General features: G+C 62.8%; 13 protein-coding genes and 1 tRNA gene. 8 read left to right on the top strand and 6 right to left on the bottom strand.

What is annotated here, in order from left to right; all coding sequences use genetic code 11:
• Positions 1-4: 4 nt before the first annotated feature.
• Together PMO31116_RS07855 and PMO31116_RS07850 are read left to right on the top strand one after the other, a co-directional pair.
• The gene (locus PMO31116_RS07855) at positions 5-292 is read left to right on the top strand and encodes a hypothetical protein (protein WP_150566219.1); all 288 of its coding nucleotides are present in this window, start codon (positions 5-7) and stop codon (positions 290-292) included.
• Positions 256-1,194, top strand: coding sequence for an NAD(P)-dependent oxidoreductase (locus tag PMO31116_RS07850; RefSeq protein ID WP_217424725.1), 939 nt, complete (start codon positions 256-258; stop codon positions 1,192-1,194). Before PMO31116_RS07855 ends, PMO31116_RS07850 begins: the two co-directional genes overlap by 37 nt.
• Positions 1,195-1,436: 242 nt before the next feature.
• Here the strand turns inward: PMO31116_RS07850 and PMO31116_RS07845 are convergent, their stop codons facing one another.
• Positions 1,437-2,339, bottom strand: a complete 903-nt coding sequence (locus PMO31116_RS07845) for a hypothetical protein (protein ID WP_150566217.1) — start codon at positions 2,337-2,339, stop codon at positions 1,437-1,439.
• Positions 2,340-2,610: 271 nt separating this feature from the next.
• On the opposite strand from PMO31116_RS07845, the gene PMO31116_RS07840 reads away from it, so the two are divergent.
• Positions 2,611-3,936, top strand: coding sequence for a ferredoxin reductase family protein (locus tag PMO31116_RS07840; protein WP_150566216.1), 1,326 nt, complete (start codon positions 2,611-2,613; stop codon positions 3,934-3,936).
• Between the two features lie 56 nt (positions 3,937-3,992).
• Here PMO31116_RS07840 and PMO31116_RS07835 read toward each other — a convergent pair whose 3' ends face one another.
• Positions 3,993-4,931 (bottom strand): LysR family transcriptional regulator, encoded by a 939-nt coding sequence (locus tag PMO31116_RS07835; protein ID WP_174970971.1) that lies wholly within the window; start codon positions 4,929-4,931, stop codon positions 3,993-3,995.
• A 432-nt stretch (positions 4,932-5,363) separates the two neighbouring features.
• Here PMO31116_RS07835 and PMO31116_RS07830 point away from each other — a divergent pair, with 432 nt between their 5' ends.
• The 3 genes from PMO31116_RS07830 to PMO31116_RS07820 all read left to right on the top strand — a co-directional run bounded on the left by PMO31116_RS07830 (position 5,364) and on the right by PMO31116_RS07820 (position 9,773).
• The gene (locus PMO31116_RS07830; RefSeq protein WP_150566214.1) at positions 5,364-6,464 is read left to right on the top strand and encodes a porin; all 1,101 of its coding nucleotides are present in this window, start codon (positions 5,364-5,366) and stop codon (positions 6,462-6,464) included.
• A 26-nt stretch (positions 6,465-6,490) separates the two neighbouring features.
• Entirely contained in the window at positions 6,491-7,939 is a 1,449-nt protein-coding gene (locus PMO31116_RS07825) for an amidohydrolase family protein (protein ID WP_150566213.1), read from the top strand.
• A 289-nt stretch (positions 7,940-8,228) separates the two neighbouring features.
• Positions 8,229-9,773 carry an amino acid permease gene (locus PMO31116_RS07820; protein ID WP_150566212.1) on the top strand — a complete coding sequence of 515 codons (1,545 nt, stop codon included), beginning with the start codon at positions 8,229-8,231 and terminating at the stop codon, positions 9,771-9,773.
• A 98-nt stretch (positions 9,774-9,871) separates the two neighbouring features.
• Here PMO31116_RS07820 and PMO31116_RS07815 read toward each other — a convergent pair whose 3' ends face one another.
• Together PMO31116_RS07815 and fmdA are read right to left on the bottom strand one after the other, a co-directional pair.
• On the bottom strand, positions 9,872-10,216 hold the full coding sequence (locus PMO31116_RS07815) for an FmdB family zinc ribbon protein (RefSeq protein ID WP_150566211.1): 345 nt from the start codon (positions 10,214-10,216) through the stop codon (positions 9,872-9,874).
• A 28-nt stretch (positions 10,217-10,244) separates the two neighbouring features.
• Positions 10,245-11,492 (bottom strand): formamidase, encoded by a 1,248-nt coding sequence (fmdA, locus tag PMO31116_RS07810; protein ID WP_023872695.1) that lies wholly within the window; start codon positions 11,490-11,492, stop codon positions 10,245-10,247.
• A 336-nt stretch (positions 11,493-11,828) separates the two neighbouring features.
• Here fmdA and PMO31116_RS07805 point away from each other — a divergent pair, with 336 nt between their 5' ends.
• Complete coding sequence (locus PMO31116_RS07805) at positions 11,829-12,365, top strand: hypothetical protein (protein WP_150566210.1); 537 nt, start codon at positions 11,829-11,831, stop codon at positions 12,363-12,365.
• A 164-nt stretch (positions 12,366-12,529) separates the two neighbouring features.
• Positions 12,530-13,108: a hypothetical protein gene (locus tag PMO31116_RS07800; protein WP_150566209.1), complete on the top strand. Its 579-nt coding sequence runs from the start codon at positions 12,530-12,532 to the stop codon at positions 13,106-13,108.
• Positions 13,109-13,165: 57 nt separating this feature from the next.
• On the opposite strand, the gene PMO31116_RS07795 is transcribed toward PMO31116_RS07800, so the two are convergent.
• Positions 13,166-13,250: transfer RNA gene (locus PMO31116_RS07795), tRNA-Leu, on the bottom strand.
• Between the two features lie 92 nt (positions 13,251-13,342).
• Complete coding sequence (locus PMO31116_RS07790) at positions 13,343-15,229, bottom strand: methyl-accepting chemotaxis protein (RefSeq protein ID WP_141570544.1); 1,887 nt, start codon at positions 15,227-15,229, stop codon at positions 13,343-13,345.
• Positions 15,230-15,249 lie beyond the last annotated feature (20 nt).

The following is a 15,249-nucleotide window of genomic DNA, read 5'->3' as shown; positions in this document are numbered from 1 at the left end:
AACCGTGAAAAAGACCTCGTTGATAACCCGTTGCTCGAGCGGCGTCGGTCAACATTTCGCTCAGTCTATCGCCGCGCGAGGCGACCAACTGGTAGCGACAGCTCGCAACCCGAAGGCCCAGCGGTTCCCGGACACGGTGCGCGTGTGTGCGCTGTACGTCACACGCACAGAACCGCCATTGCCCCTGCCCTTGGGACCCGTCGCCTATGGAATCGCCGATCGCAAGCTGGCTGCGTTCAGCGCGGACATCCACTCATGGCGTCACGTCGCCATCTCCAACAACTTCGATTGAAATTCGGCTGGCACCGGCTGGACGGCGCCATGCCTGCTTACCAGGGAAATCAAATGGAAATTGGAATCATTGGTTTGGGCGCGATGGGCCGGGAAATCGCTCGCAATCTGGTCGCTGCCGGTCACTCCGTCAACGCCTGGAACCGTTCGGGCGGGAATGTCGAAGGTGTACGCATGGTAGAGACGCCTGCGCAAGCGTTGCAGGCGGACATGGCCTTGACGATGCTGTCCGACGACTCGGCAATCCGCGACGTCCTGCTTAGCGCGAATCTGCTGTCTCAGGCACGTCCCGGCCTCGTGCATGTCGTGGCTTCAACAATCTCCGTGGCATTCGCGCAGGAACTGGTGGCGATTCATCGCGCGGCAGGTGTCGCCTATTTGGCGGCTCCCGTGCTCGGGCGGCCGGATGCCGCCGCCAAGGGCGAACTCAACGTCCTCGCCGCTGGCGCGCCTGGCGCGTTGGAAAAAGTGAAACCGGCGCTGGATGCCATCAGCAAAAAAGTTTGGCACATGGGTGATGAACCGCCCACGGCCTATGCTGCCAAGATCGCCTGCAACATGATGATTACGATGGCAATTGAGGCAATGGCGGAAGCCGTGGTGCTAACGGAGACGAACGGACTTTCGCGAGAGCGCTTCTTCGAATTGATTCTGGGCACGCTGTTCGGCAGTCGCCCCTATCAGACCTATTCCGGCAATATTATTCGGAACGATTACCAACCCGGATTCAAGGCAACGCTTGGCCTCAAGGATCTTCGTCTGGCGAAGGCGGCCGCCACCGATGCGGCTCGCGTGCTCCCGATGCTTGATGTCGTTCACGGCCGAATGCGGGACGCCGTGAACGCGGGTTTCGGTGACCGTGACTGGTCCGCAATTGCGAAGTTGACAATCGATCACGGCTAACGGGGTAGCGTAGATCCGTTTATGGGTGGCATCCATTGCAGGTTTGTGGCGGCACAAGGCCACCCGTACCGTTACTGTGCTAGCCGGGCCCAGACTACTATGTGCCACCCGCAGCCAGCGGTGTGGGACCAACGACTGATGTCATTCCGGAAGCAGTCATCTCGTTCGCCTTCGCTCGACCGTCCCTTGTGCGGCGTCATCGGCCGTTGATGTCCGACAACAATCGACACAAAACCGCCGCTTCAACCGAGAGCCTTCCACCAAGGTCGTTTCGATGGGCCAGGGCTGTCGCGCTCAGGCGTTGTCCGACAAATGCTCCCTGTCGCGGACGTGTTTGTTGCGGCGACGATTGCCTCGTTTGAAATGCGATACAGCTCCTCTGACAAGCGTTCGTATGTCGCTTGATCTTCGCCGTCGAAGCCGAGGTCATTCCACGACCCCATGCCGCCGAAGACCCACGCGGATTGCGCCGCCGAAAGGAGTTGGATCGCCTCCCGCGGGATGAGCGAGGGGTTGGCAAATTCCTTATGAAAACCGTGAGCAGGCGACTCTGTTGCAAGATCCCCCAGGCCTCCGGCAAAACAAGCGGCGAAGCCGTCCAGACCCTTGCGCGTAGCGAACGCCTGGATCTGTACTAAAACATCTCGAAACCGGTCGCGAAGCGCTGCAAGATCGATCTGCTCGACTTCGGTTGGCGGCCGATCCATGGCCACTCTTCCGTAGGTCACGCGCCATATCCGCCGGTCCGGGGCCTGCTGGTCGCCGATCGCCCAGCGCGCCACCCATTGGTCTGACCGATCCGGCTTGTTTGCCTGCACGGACCATTGCCCGCCGCCGCCAATGAAGCCCACCAGCATTCTGTCGGTAACTTCCGCCCCATCAACATTGGCATGATTCGACGGCTGACGCGACATGCGCAATTCCGTAAAGCCATCCTCCTTCAATTGCCGAAACCATTCGGTCGGGTCGGCGGCCACTTGGGTTTCCGACCATCCGGCCGGCGTCTCGTCGAGATCGACGAAGCGAACGAATTCGCAGAAGCGATTCGCGCTGTGCTCCATCCCCAAGCCAGACGATTCAACCCCTCGCAGCACTGCGTTCCCTTCGAGAACTAACGCAACGACGTGAGCGATGGTTCCTTGCATATTTTTCCTCGGACGTCACCAAAAGTGCAGTACGTTACACGCGATCGACTATCTGTATTTTAGTTAGGAAACTTAATAAAATTCGTTCATGAGAAGAGAGAATTTGCGTCGTCTTCCGGCGCGTCCTGCCGGTCCTGGCAGCAATCTCGACAACGGCATCCCCAACGATTCCCGCCCTTATCTTGACTGACATCATGCTTAGGTGGAAAAGCGTTTGCCACACCGGCGATAGGCGCGCATTCTTTAAAAAATGTCCTTCAGGGTGATCCGAATGAACAGGATACGTTGGGCGTTAGTGGCGGGAATGGCGATCGTGGTGGCCATCTGGCTGGCTGCGCACAGGCAGATCTTCTTTCTGAGCGAAGTTTTTGCGATGCGTCACGAATGGATCCTCGTGACGGGTCTGTTCGCGTTCGCCGCCATGGCGGTTGCGGTGATGCTGTCGGTACGGCCGGTTTCCATCGAGCCGCCGATGGGCGGACTGGACAAGATGTACCGCTTGCACAAGTGGCTTGGCGTGGCCGCCCTGTCGGCCGCCGTCGTGCATTGGTTGTGGGTCAAGGTGCCGAAGTGGGCCGTGGGTTGGGGCTGGCTGGTGCGTCCTCCCCGAGGGGCGCGTCCGCAACTGGAAGGCGTGGAGGCTTTTTTTCGCCAGCAGCGCGGCCTCGCAGAGACGATGGGCGAATGGGCCTTCTATGCGCTGATCGTGCTTGTCCTGATCGCGTTGATTCGACGCATCCCTTACGGCTACTTCCGGTACACGCACCGGCTGATGGCCGTCGTTGCCCTCGTGTTTTGCTGGCATGCCGTCGTGCTGACCGAGTTTCGCGATTGGTCCAATCCGGTTGGCTGGTTGACGGCCCTGCTCGTGGCGGGCTGTGTCGTAGGGGCGATCGTGGGTCTGTTGGGCCACATCGGACGGCGTCGGCAGGTATCGGCGCGAATTACCGAGCTCGAACGCTTCGAGCACAATCGCGTGCTCAAGGTCGTGTTGCATGTGCAAAAGCCATGGCCCGGCCATCAACCCGGCCAGTTCGCCTTTGTGACCTTTGATCCCCGGGAGGGGGCGCACCCCTTCACCATCTCGTCCGCCTGGACCGGTGACGACACGCTGACCTTCCTCATCAAGGGCGTGGGCGACTACACGCGCCGTTTGCCGGACACCCTGCAGGTCGGCGGCCACGCCAAGGTCGAAGGGCCTTACGGAACCTTCCAATTCACGGGACCTCAGCAGCGCCAGATCTGGATCGGCGCCGGTATCGGCATCACGCCTTTCATCGCACGCCTGAAAGCGTTGGCCGTCGAGCACGACAAACGCAAGATCGACCTGTTTTACGTGACCCAATTGCCCGATCCGGTATTCGTGGAAAGGCTGCAAAAGCACGCGGAAATGGCCGACGTTACCTTGCACCTTCACATCAAGGGACGAGATCCGCGCCTGACGGGCGAGGTCGTTCGGGAAGTGTTGCCCGACTGGCAGTCCGCCAGCATTTGGTTTTGCGGACCTGCCGGCATGGGCGAATCGCTCCAGGCCAACATGCAGAAGTGGGGCCTGGATGCGGCGGCCTTCCACCGGGAATTGTTTGACATGCGTTGAACGACGGGGCGCCGTGCCGAATGCCGTCGCCGCCAGTCCCACCCCATCGATGAACCTTACGCCGGCTCGCCGGCGCAGGTCTTCAGCGCCGCGATGAACGCCGAAGCGAGCGGCGAGAGCGGGCAGTCCTTGCGCCATGCCACGCCCATCGGGGCGGGCAATCTCGGCGAACGCAGCGACAGGATCGACACCTCGCCCTTGTCGCGCAGCGTACGGGCGAGCCGACTCGGCAGCACCGTCATTGCATCGCATGACTGCAACATGCCCAACGCGAGTGGGATGGAAAACGCCTCGACGATCACCGCCGGCCCCTGCACGCCATCCGCGAGGAACTGCGACTGAATCGCGTGGCTGATCGGCGATTCCTTCGGTGGCAGCATCCCGGGGTATTTCGCCGCCTCGCGCCACGTCAACGTCGGCGCCTTTGCCAGTGGATGACCGCTGCGACAGATCACAAGCAGTTCCTCCTCGAACAGCGGCTCGAGATTGACCGCCGAGCGGAAATACTCCGGCACGAGACGTCCCACCACCAGATCGAAACTCCCGTCGTGCAAGCCGGCCGCCAGGCCGAACGAGCCGCTCTCGCGCACAGTAATGACACACCGGGGATCCGACTGCGCAATCAGGGCAATGGCCTGCGGCAGCAATTGCGGCATTGCGACAAAGAGCGCGCCCACGGCAAGACTCTGCCGATGCTCGTTCATCAGATCGCGAAGCTCGTCCTCGGCGGACCGAAGATTTCCGAGGATCAATCGCGCATGGCGTGCCAGCGCACGCCCGAACGCCGTCGGCACCACACCGGCCGCCGTGCGCTCGTAAAGCTTTACGCCGAGCAATGCTTCGAGCCCCGCCAGCGTCTTCGAGAGCGCGGCGCGCGTGAGGTTCAGATGATCGGCGGCCTTCGCCAGACTATGCGTCTCGTCGAGCACGGCCACGACCTGAAGGTATTTGAGCTTGAGGCGCGACGGCGGCGCCTGACCGGTACTGACATTCATTTTCAATCTCCGACGGCACATTGACCGCAAGTCAGGCGCCCTTCCCACTCAACGCCGCAAAGGCGGCACGCTTGCCTGACCGACATCCTCTCACCGGTCTCGCGAGCGCGTGCTCATCACGTCAACCCGAGGTTGATGGCCCGTTCCAAAAATTCACCGGACGGGAGTTGCACCGAACCTAGAATCATTTCCCACAGCCACAGTGTGCCGACGGACGACTCCCGGGGCTGGGGTCTGCGCCTCCCAGGGCATACGGGCCGCAATGCATTCAATATGTTTAGGTTTCAATTATATAGATTTAAAACACAACGCAATCCAGCCCCCTGAACACAACTCGGGGATGCGACCAATGCGTAGCGGGCCATGCCTACCGGCGAATGCCATGCGAAAGCTGTCTTTGTGAAGCATCCAAAACCATTCAGGGGAGACAACGTGAACTTTCATGGCATTGGGACGCGCTCGCTCGTCGCCGCGGGCCTCGTGGGTGGCGCATTCGCCACAACGGCATCGGCACAGAGCAACCTCGAAATCAGCGGCCTGCTCGGCGCGGGCGTCGGCTATACGAGCAACGTTGACGGCGGTGCCGCCGTCACGGCAAATCCGGGCGTGTTGCGCCCGAACGCGGTGATCATTCGCGGCGCAGAAGACCTCGGCGATGGCCATCGCGCCGTCTTTTACCTCGGTACGCTGTTCAGCATCCTCAATGGCAACGTGTTCGGCGGACCGGCCGCGCTCTTCTCGCGCGAGTCGTATGTCGGGTTGGCGAATCGCCTTGGCACGCTGACCGTCGGCAACCAGCGCGACTTCATGTTCGACAGCCTCACGTTGAACCGCTATCCGGGCAGCTTCTTCGAAGGCGCGTATGCCGCGCACCAGGGGCCGTTCCCGAGATTCGGCGTCTCGTATTCCCCGCAAGGATCGTTCGACTTCGATCGCGTCAACGGTGAAGCGATCGCCAATACGGTCAAGTTCAAGAGCGCCGATTTCTCTGGCCTGACGTTTGGCGCCATGTACGGTTTCGGTGGCGTGGCGGGCAGCTTCGGGCGGTCGAGTGCCACGAGCGTCGGCGTCAATTACGAGCGCGGCAACGCGGGCATCGGCGCGGCATACACCATGGTCAAGGCGCCGCAAACGAACAACGGCCACGACGGCATTCGCAACATCGGACTCGGCCTTCGCTACGGCTTCGACAAGCTCACGATCTCCGGCCTCGCCACCGTATCGCGCAACACAGCCACCGGCGCACAGATCGACGTGTTCGACGTCAGCGCGGGCTACGACTTCACGGCGGCGTGGTATGCGTCGGTGACTTACAGCTACATGCACGGCAACGCGCAACTCGACAACCATCGCGCCAATCAGGTGACGTCGCTCATCGGCTATCGCTTCTCCAGGCGCACGACCGTGTATGTCGATGCCGCGTATCAGATCGCCTACGGCGAGGGCGCCAAAGCGCAGGTGAACGCGTCGACGGGGCCATCGGGCAATGACCGTCAGTTCATCGGCACGCTCAGCATCCAACACACTTTCTGAGGCAATCCCGCCCAAGGAGGCAGCACATGAAGGACGAAATACAGCAAGGACGGCGCGATCTGCTAAAGCTTTGCGGCGCGCTCGCCGGCAGTACCGTCGCGCCCGCATTGCTGGCGCCCGTTTCCGGGATCGCACGCGCGGCGGACACCGGCAAGGCGTCGTCGGACGACGAATACATTCTGCGCGGGGGTTACGTGTTGACGATGGACTCGTCGCTCGGCGAACTCCCATCTGGCGATGTGCATGTGAAGGCGGGAAGGATCGTCGCCGTTGCCCCACGCATCGACATGCGGGACGTGCGCATCGTCGACGCGAGCCGCAAGATCGTGATGCCGGGCTTCGTCGACACCCATCAGCACCTGTGGACGAGCGTGCTGCGTGGTTCGCTGCGCGGCGACGATCCGAAGTTCGGCTATTTCCCGAGCAAGGCGCGCGCCGGCGCGGTCATTACACCGGACGACTTCTACCACTCGGTGCGTTTTGGTGTGGCGCAGAACCTCGCTTCGGGCATCACGACGGTGCACGACTTCTGCCATAACGTGCCGTCTCCCGCTCACGCGGATGCGGACATGCAGGCGCTCGAGGATCTCGGTGTGCGCGCGCGCTTCTCATACGGCAGGTTCGGCGCGCCGTCGACCCGACCGATGGACTGGCGGGACGTTGAGCGCGTGCGTCAGACCATCGTGCCGAAGCGCCCGCGTCTGACGCTGGGGGTGGTCGTCGCGCCGACCACGGATAGCGACGGCATGATGCGCCAGAGCGTTTTCGACGATCTGAGCGTGTCGATGGCACACATCCGGGCCATGAATCTGCCTTACACGCTGCACTACGGGAATCTGACGCATGGCATCGTCGATGTCATGGCAAGGCATGGATGGCTTGGCGCCGATCTGCTGCTCGTGCATCCGCAGGGCTTCTCGGCAGCCGAGCGCGAAATGCTCGTCGCATCGAATGTCAATATCAGCATCGCACCGGTCATCGAGCTGCAATATTCGACGGTGCGAAGTGGCTACACCCAGTTCGCGGAAATGGAGACACTTCACGCGCGCATGGGGATCTCGATCGATTCGTCCGCGGCGTCGGCCAACGCGAACTTCTTCAATGAAATGCGCGCGTTGTTGTGGGCGCACAAGGCGCGTGGCACGCAGGTGCCGCTCACCCCGCGCCGACTGGTCGAACTCGCGACCATCGACGGTGCGAGAGCCCTAAATCTCGCCGACCGCACGGGTTCGCTCACGCCGGGCAAGCAGGCCGACATCATTCTCGTTCGCATGGACGATCTGGATATCGCACCCGTGGTCGATCCGTTCAACTCGCTGGTGTACTCGGCGCAGCCCGACAACGTGGACACGGTGATTGTGGACGGTCGCATGCTGCGCCGGGACGGCAAGTTCGTGTCGATCGACACCGATGAGATCATTCGCGACGCCACGCGGTCGGCAGAACGCCTGAGGAAGGCGGCGGGACTGGCATGAGCGGACGGATTGCCGATCGCACTATCGCATGGGAACTGTAGTGTTACCATATGCGCCCTATTGGCGATAGCAACGCTAAATCATTGATTTTCCTGCGTGCGTAGCGGTGTTGAATCGGCGCTGCGGGAGCTGCGAAGCGCCCGGGGGGGCGTGCGACAGGCATGGCGTCGAAGCGATGTTGAAGCAATCGGCAACACCGACGCGGGACGGAAACTGGAGAAGGCCTTGATGCGTATTCAAGGCCTTTTCTTTTACCCAACGCACTTTTTTGATTGAAGGGAACACCATCTTGGCATCATCGGAACACGATCAGCACCGCGACGGCGGCAAGGCGGGCGCGCCTGCGCCGGGCGAATTGCGCCGCACGTTGTCGGCGCGCCACCTGACGATGATCGCAGTGGGCGGGTCCATCGGGACCGGCCTGTTCGTGGCCTCCGGCGCCACCATCGCGCAGGCCGGGCCCGGCGGCGCCTTGCTCGGCTACGTCCTGATCGGCCTCATGGTCTACTTCCTGATGACGAGCCTCGGCGAACTCGCGGCGGCCATGCCGGTCTCGGGCTCGTTCTCGACGTATGGCGCACGCTACGTCGAGGAGGGATTCGGCTTCGCGCTTGGGTGGAACTACTGGTACAACTGGGCCGTCACCGTGGCGGTCGATCTGGTGGCGGCGCAACTGGTCATGGCGTACTGGTTTCCGCATGTGCCCGGCGTGTATTGGAGCGCGCTGTTCCTCGCCATCACCTTCGGGCTCAACGCGCTGTCGGCGCGCGGCTTCGGCGAAGCGGAATTCTGGTTCGCGCTGATCAAGGTGATCGCCGTGCTGGCCTTCGTGGCGATGGGCGTGATGATGCTGCTCGGCATCATCCGTGGCGGTGAAGCCGGCGGAGCGGTCAACTGGACGGTGGGCAACGCACCCTTCGCGGGGGGCTTCGCCGCATTGATCGGTGTGGCGATGGTCGTGGGCTTCTCCTTCCAGGGAACCGAACTCATCGGCATTGCCGCGGGCGAATCCCAGGACCCCGCGCGCAATCTGCCGCGTGCCGTGCGTCAGGTGTTCTGGCGCATCCTTCTGTTCTACGTGGCGGCCATTCTGGTCATCGGCCTGCTCATCCCGTACACGGACCCGCATCTGTTGCGCAACGACGTGACCGACATCAGCGTGAGCCCGTTTGCCCTGATCTTCGAGCGCGCCGGGCTGCTGGGCGCGGCGTCGATCATGAACGCCGTGGTGCTCACATCGGTACTCTCGGCAGGCAACTCGGGCATGTACGCCGCCACCCGCATGCTCTACAGCCTGGCGCGCGACGGCAAGGCCCCGCGCGTGTTCGCTCACGTGTCGCGCAACGGTGTGCCCCTCTGGGCGCTGTTCGCCACCGCCGCCGTGGCCGCGTTGTGCTTCTTCACCTTCGTGTTCAGCCCCAACGCGGTCTACATCTGGCTGCTCAACACGTCCGGCATGACCGGCTTCATCGCATGGCTGGGTATCGCCATCAGTCACTACCGGTTCCGTCGCGGCTATCTGAAGCGGGGCGGCGATCTGGCCAACCTCCCCTACGTGTCGCCGTTCTTCCCTTTCGGACCGATCTTCGCATTCGTGCTGTGCCTCATCATCACGCTGGGACAGAACTACGAGGCGTTTCTGCAAGACCGGATCGACTGGGGTGGCGTGGTTGCCACCTACATCGGCATTCCGCTGTTTCTCCTGATCTGGGCGGGTTACCGACTGGCGCGCCGCACGCGCTTCGTGAAGTACGCGGACATGAAATTTCCGGACGCGCGTCCGCGCCCCCGACAAACGCCCCCGATTTCCGACGCGGCGCCCGAGATGTCCTGAGCACGGGGTCGGCTGCGCTGAGGCCCTTCTGAAAAAGCCCCACGGGTCCTTCGACGCGTGGGGCTTTCAATTGCGGGCAGCGCTCGTCGGCGCCGGGACTAGTGACTGATCATCCAGGGCCTGCCGCCGGGGCGCTTGAGGCCCCCGGGCGCGTCTTTGCCCGCGCCCGCGAGCGTCGCCTTTGCGCCCGAGCAACAACTGCACCCCGGCCGGTGGTGAGGCGCCGGGCCATCGCGCGACTGGCGCGGTGCATTGGCCGCCCGCTCGTTCGTCGCGTGCGCGGCGCGGCTTGCACTGCCCATCAATGCCAGCGACGGTGCCGTCACCACGCGTGTTCCCTCGTTACCGCAGTCCGGGCAATGGCATGCGGCGTCGCGATCGGCAATGCGTCGCATCACCACGAACGGACCACAGTCCGCGCATTCGAAATCGTAAATCGGCATGTTGTCGTCCTCCGTCTGTCGCGATGCATCACGACTTCACGAGATCGGGGGAGCACGGCATGTCCACCCCACCCACCCCGCTCTTCACGTGCTGGATCGGCCCATCGGCATTCGGACGAATGTCGAAGTCGAAGATCTGCGTGGGCAGCCACAACGTGGCGCACGCATTCGGAATATCGACGACCCCGCTGATATGACCCTGCACCGGAGCGCATCCGAGCAGCGAGTAAGCCTGCGCGCCCGAGTAGCCGAACTTCTTCAGGTACTCGATCGCATTCAGACATGCCTGACGGTAGGCCACGGTCACGTCGAGATAGTGCTGCCCGCCCTGCTCGTCGACGGAGATGCCTTCGAAGATCAGATAGTCGTTGTAGGCGGGCGTGATCGGACTCGGCTGGAACACCGGATTGCGAATGCCGTACTTCGCCATCCCGTCCTTGATGACATTCACGCGCATGTGCACCCATCCGGCCATTTCGATCGCGCCGCAGAACGTGATCTCGCCGTCGCCCTGGCTGAAGTGAAGGTCGCCCACCGACAGACCCGCGCCATCCACATACACGGGAAAGAATACCTTCGACCCGCGCGACAGATCCTTGATGTCGCAATTGCCGCCATGCTCGCGCGGCGGCACGGTGCGCGCGCCGGCGGCTGCGGCCTTGTCCCGGGCCGCCCCCGTGAGCTTGCCCATGTGCGCGGTCGCGGCAAAGGGGGGATTCGCCAGCGGAGGTACGCGTTGGGGGGCCGTCGCGATCAGGCCGGTCTCGCGCGCGTTCCAGGTTTCGAGCAGCTTGGGGTCGGGCAGACAGCCGATCAAGCCCGGGTGAATCAGGCCGGCAAAGCTCACGCCCGGAATGTGACGCGAACTCGTGTACAGCCCGTGGAAATCCCAGATCGACTTCTGCGCGTGCGGGAAATGATCGGTGAGAAATCCGCCACCGTTCGTCTTCGAGAAAAAGCCGTTGAAGCCCCACTGACTGTCCGGCTTGGCTCCGATGTCCAGCAGATCCACCACCAGCAGATCCCCGGGCTCCGCCCCCTTCACGCCCACCGGCCCTGACAGGAAGTGCACGATCGACAGGTCGATGTCGCGCACGTCGTCCGCGCTGTCGTCGTTCTTGATGAAGCCGCCCGTCCAGTCGTAGGTCTCGAGGATGAAGTCGTCGCCGGGCTTGACCCAGCACGCCATCGGAATGTCCGGGTGCCACCGATTGTGCACTTGCTCGTTCTCGTATGCGGACTGGTTCAGGTCGACCTTGATGAGGGTTTCAGCCATGCGCTCGCTCCTGGTTTCAAATGCCGGCGGAAGACGCCGACGATCTAATGGGCGCCATCCGGCGCCGGTTTTGCAAACAGAGGTGTTCGAGGACGTACGGACATCGAGGGCAAATTACTTTGCACTACATCGGATCAAAGCATAAACCGGCGCATGCGCCAGACATTAATTCTTTTACTATCGTCTCGCGATCCTAATTGATATTTGGATGCCGTGTCGTGCGCAGCGCCCGACCGGACGACACATTCAGAATTGGCGAAATCGGATAGCGAATTCGCAGGATGAGGTGCGATAAGCATGGCAGCGTGAGCCGTTCGCTGCCAAGGAGATCGCGATATGCCGCCGTTGCCCATCCCGGATATCAGTCTGGTACCGCCGTCCGACATGGAAGAGTCGTGCCGCTCGAGCGCGACGCCTGACATCGGATGGCCACTCGATGGCGTGGGCAACGTGCCCGAACCGGCCTGGCCACTCCCTTTCCCGCCGGTGTCGGCGGATACCGATACGGCATTTCAGTTCCAGACGGACTTTCTCGGGTTCGCGCATGACGTGCCGGACGACTTCATGGCGCATTGGGCGCGGGCGGTGCGGCACGGCGCCGGCACGCCTGGTTGGCAGGCGTTCGTCGGGTACTGGCTGGCGAGAATGCCTGGTGACGACAAGCGCCACGCGCTCTTCCTACGTCTGATCCGCAACTTTGATCGGCTCGAAATCCATCTGCGGCTTTCGGCACTGGAGTGCATGCTTACGGATGGACCCGCTGGCCGTGCCGCGGTGTTGCGCCATTGGCGACGGCTTGGACTCGGGAGGTTCGCGCGAGCACATTGGGCGGCGGTGCGTCGCCTGTTGCGCGACGCCGCGATGGCGCGGTGAGCCGGGGCGCTGCCGGTGCCGTTGAGGCGGGGCGATTTCCCACGAAGCGCACTAGGCCTAGGCGCAGCGCGGTACCGAATCCGAAAGTCGCGTGAATGCAACTCAAAGGGCGACGTCGGTCTGGTGACAGGATGGCTTCTCTGTTGACCCTTTGGAGATCGACCATGGATCCCGCCCAGAACACAGGATTTTCGCCCATTCCCTTTTCCGCTCATGACGTTCGCGGCGCCGAAGGCCCGATGCCGGGCGCCGAACCGTCTCGCGGATTCGCCGGCAGCTTGACTCGTGTCGGTCACTCGCCAGCGGATGTCGCAATTACATCAGGCGCCACCGAGTCAGCGCTGATCGAGATGGCCTTCGGGAATTTGTGCCGGGCGCTCACAGTTGAAACGCTTTACGTTATGAGGATGTGTTCGGACTTGCGGATATTGCGCGAGATGCTTTGCGCAAGGGGGGAGCCTCCGGAAGCTGCGGCTTTACGTATGTTCGATACGCTGAATCGGCTGGATCCGCGGGACGTGCTCCGGGCATTCAAAATCCTGATTCGACTACCGCTGTACGACAACACGCCGCTCGATTTGCACGCGGTCGAGGCGAAGACCTACAACTGGAACTGGATCAATCAGTTTCCGCATAGCCTGTGGGTTCCGATGCGCGAAGCCGTGCGTGGTGCCATCGAAGGTGGCATCCCGAATGCGGTCCCTCACCCAGGCAATCACCCAGGCAATCACCCAGGGGCGTGACGACGCCAAAAAACGAAAAAGGCAGAAGACCTTTCGATCTTCTGCCTTTTTTAACCTTGGTGCCGACGGCGAGACTCGAACTCGCACAGCTTTCGCCACTACCCCCTCAAGATAGCGTGTCTACCAATTTCACCACGTCGGCTTTGTCCTGCAAGGGAGCGCGATTGTAACGGGAAAATCGACTTTTGTGAATGCCTCGCTCACGAAATCCCCTGCCGCCCGCGCCGGTTCCCTTCAGGCGGCGAGCCGCTTCGTGCCGCCGACGACGGACAACGACGGCGCATGTGCACCCCCCGGGCCGCGCGACTCGAACGACTGACTGTCGCGCAGGCGGAAGCGCGCCACGGTCTCGGCCAGCATGCGGGCCTGTTCGCTGAGCATGGCCGACGCCGCCGCCGACTCCTCCACCAGCGCCGCATTCTGCTGCGTGGCCTGATCCATTTCCGAGACTGACCGGTCGATCTGGCTGATGCCGGTGCTCTGCTCGGTCATCGCCCCGTGGATCTCGCTCACCAGACGCTGCACGCGGGCAATGCCGTCGACGATTTCATGCATCGTCGTGCCCGCCGCCTGTACCCGCTCGGTGCCGCTTTTCACGTTTTGCACCGACGTCTCGATGAGCGCCTTGATCTCCTGTGCGGCCGCCGCGCTGCGCTGCGCCAGCGTACGCACCTCGCCGGCCACCACGGCGAAGCCGCGCCCCTGCTCGCCCGCGCGGGCGGCTTCGACCGCCGCGTTGAGCGCGAGAATGTTGGTCTGGAAGGCGATGCCGTCAATGACGCCAATGATTTCCGTGATGCGCTCCGACGATTGCGTGATCGCGGCCATGGTGCCGACGGCGTCGGTCACCACCTGGCCGCCGCGGGCGGCGGCGGCGCTCGCGTCGTTGGCCAGACGCGTGGCGTGTTCGGCCGTGTCGGCGGTTTGTTTCACGCTGGAGGTGAGTTCCGTGAGCGCGGACGACGTCTCCTGCAGCGAACCGGCCGAGGCCTCGGTGCGCTGCGACAGGTCGCGGTTGCCCATTTCGATCTCGCTGGTGGCCGAGGTCATCGACGACACGCCGGAGCGCACGTCGAGCATGACCGAACTGATCTTGTCGACGAAGGCGTTGAACGACTTCGAGATCTGCGCCACTTCGTCGTGACCGATCACGTCCAGACGCTGCGTCATGTCCCCGTCGCCCGAACCGATGGTGTCCATCGCGTCGCGTACGATCGACAGGCGCTTGAAGGCGCGCGACGTGAAGATCGTGGCGATGACCAGCGCGAGCAAGGTCAGCACCACCAGCGTGACGACCGTGGCGGTGAGCACCCGCGTCAGGCCGGCGGTCGCTTCCGCGCGGTCGAGTGCCACCACGAGGTACCAGTCGGTGCCAGGAATGCGCTTCGCCCGGAGCAGCTTCGGTGCGCCGGCGAGCGTCATTTCCACCGGCGCCGCCCCATTGGCGGCCATACCCGGCAGCGATTCGGCGGTCAGTTGGGGGGCGACATCGGTCGACGGCTTGAGCGAAAACTTGTTGTCCGGATGGGCGATCACCTGCCCGTCGCTGGCGACCACGAGCGCAAGGCTCGACGGCGTGGGATGCACTGCCTTGATGATGTCCTGCACGCCGGTCAGGGCGACCGCACCGCTCACGGCGCCGGTGGTTTGGCCGTCGCGCACGATTGGCGCGGTGAAGGCCACGTACGGAATGCCCGTCGACGAATCGCCGTATGGCTTAGTGACGGTGAGTTTGCCTGCCGAAACGGCACTTTTGTACCAGGGGCGTGCGGTCGGGTCGTAGTCTGCCGGCGTGGGCGCTGTGGAGAAGAAAGTCTTGTCCGACCAGCCTACGCTGGTGATCGGAAAGTCGTTGGTCTTGCCCATGAGCTTGACGAGCCCCGCGGGATCGCCCTTCTCCACGACCTGCGACGTAGCCACGACAGCCTGGGCCTTGTCGGCCGACCAGCGATCGATGGCGCTGGCATTGCCGTCGGCCACGGCCGAGAGTGTATCGTCAATGCTCGACATCATGCTCCCGCGCACGATCACGTAGGTCGTGACGCCTGAGAGAATCAGCGCGCCCACCACCGTCAGGCAGGCAATGAGCAGAATGCGGGTTCGCAAGGAAGTGACTTTCATGGGCGATCTTCGATAGGCCC

The sequence above is a fragment of the Pandoraea morbifera genome (assembly GCF_902459575.1).
GTDB classification, from domain to species: Bacteria; Pseudomonadota; Gammaproteobacteria; order Burkholderiales; family Burkholderiaceae; genus Pandoraea; species Pandoraea morbifera.
This window is presented reverse-complemented; position numbering and strand designations above follow the sequence as displayed.

Coding starts and splice junctions, on each gene's coding strand:
- PMO31116_RS07850 (WP_217424725.1), top strand. CDS start 256: ATGGCGTCACGTCGCCATCTCCAACAACTTCGATTGAAATTCGGCTGG.
- PMO31116_RS07815 (WP_150566211.1), bottom strand. CDS start 10,216: ATGCCGATTTACGATTTCGAATGCGCGGACTGTGGTCCGTTCGTGGTG.
- PMO31116_RS07835 (WP_174970971.1), bottom strand. CDS start 4,931: ATGAATGTCAGTACCGGTCAGGCGCCGCCGTCGCGCCTCAAGCTCAAA.
- PMO31116_RS07800 (WP_150566209.1), top strand. CDS start 12,530: ATGGATCCCGCCCAGAACACAGGATTTTCGCCCATTCCCTTTTCCGCT.
- PMO31116_RS07805 (WP_150566210.1), top strand. CDS start 11,829: ATGCCGCCGTTGCCCATCCCGGATATCAGTCTGGTACCGCCGTCCGAC.
- fmdA (WP_023872695.1), bottom strand. CDS start 11,492: ATGGCTGAAACCCTCATCAAGGTCGACCTGAACCAGTCCGCATACGAG.
- PMO31116_RS07845 (WP_150566217.1), bottom strand. CDS start 2,339: ATGCAAGGAACCATCGCTCACGTCGTTGCGTTAGTTCTCGAAGGGAAC.
- PMO31116_RS07790 (WP_141570544.1), bottom strand. CDS start 15,229: ATGAAAGTCACTTCCTTGCGAACCCGCATTCTGCTCATTGCCTGCCTG.
- PMO31116_RS07825 (WP_150566213.1), top strand. CDS start 6,491: ATGAAGGACGAAATACAGCAAGGACGGCGCGATCTGCTAAAGCTTTGC.
- PMO31116_RS07840 (WP_150566216.1), top strand. CDS start 2,611: ATGAACAGGATACGTTGGGCGTTAGTGGCGGGAATGGCGATCGTGGTG.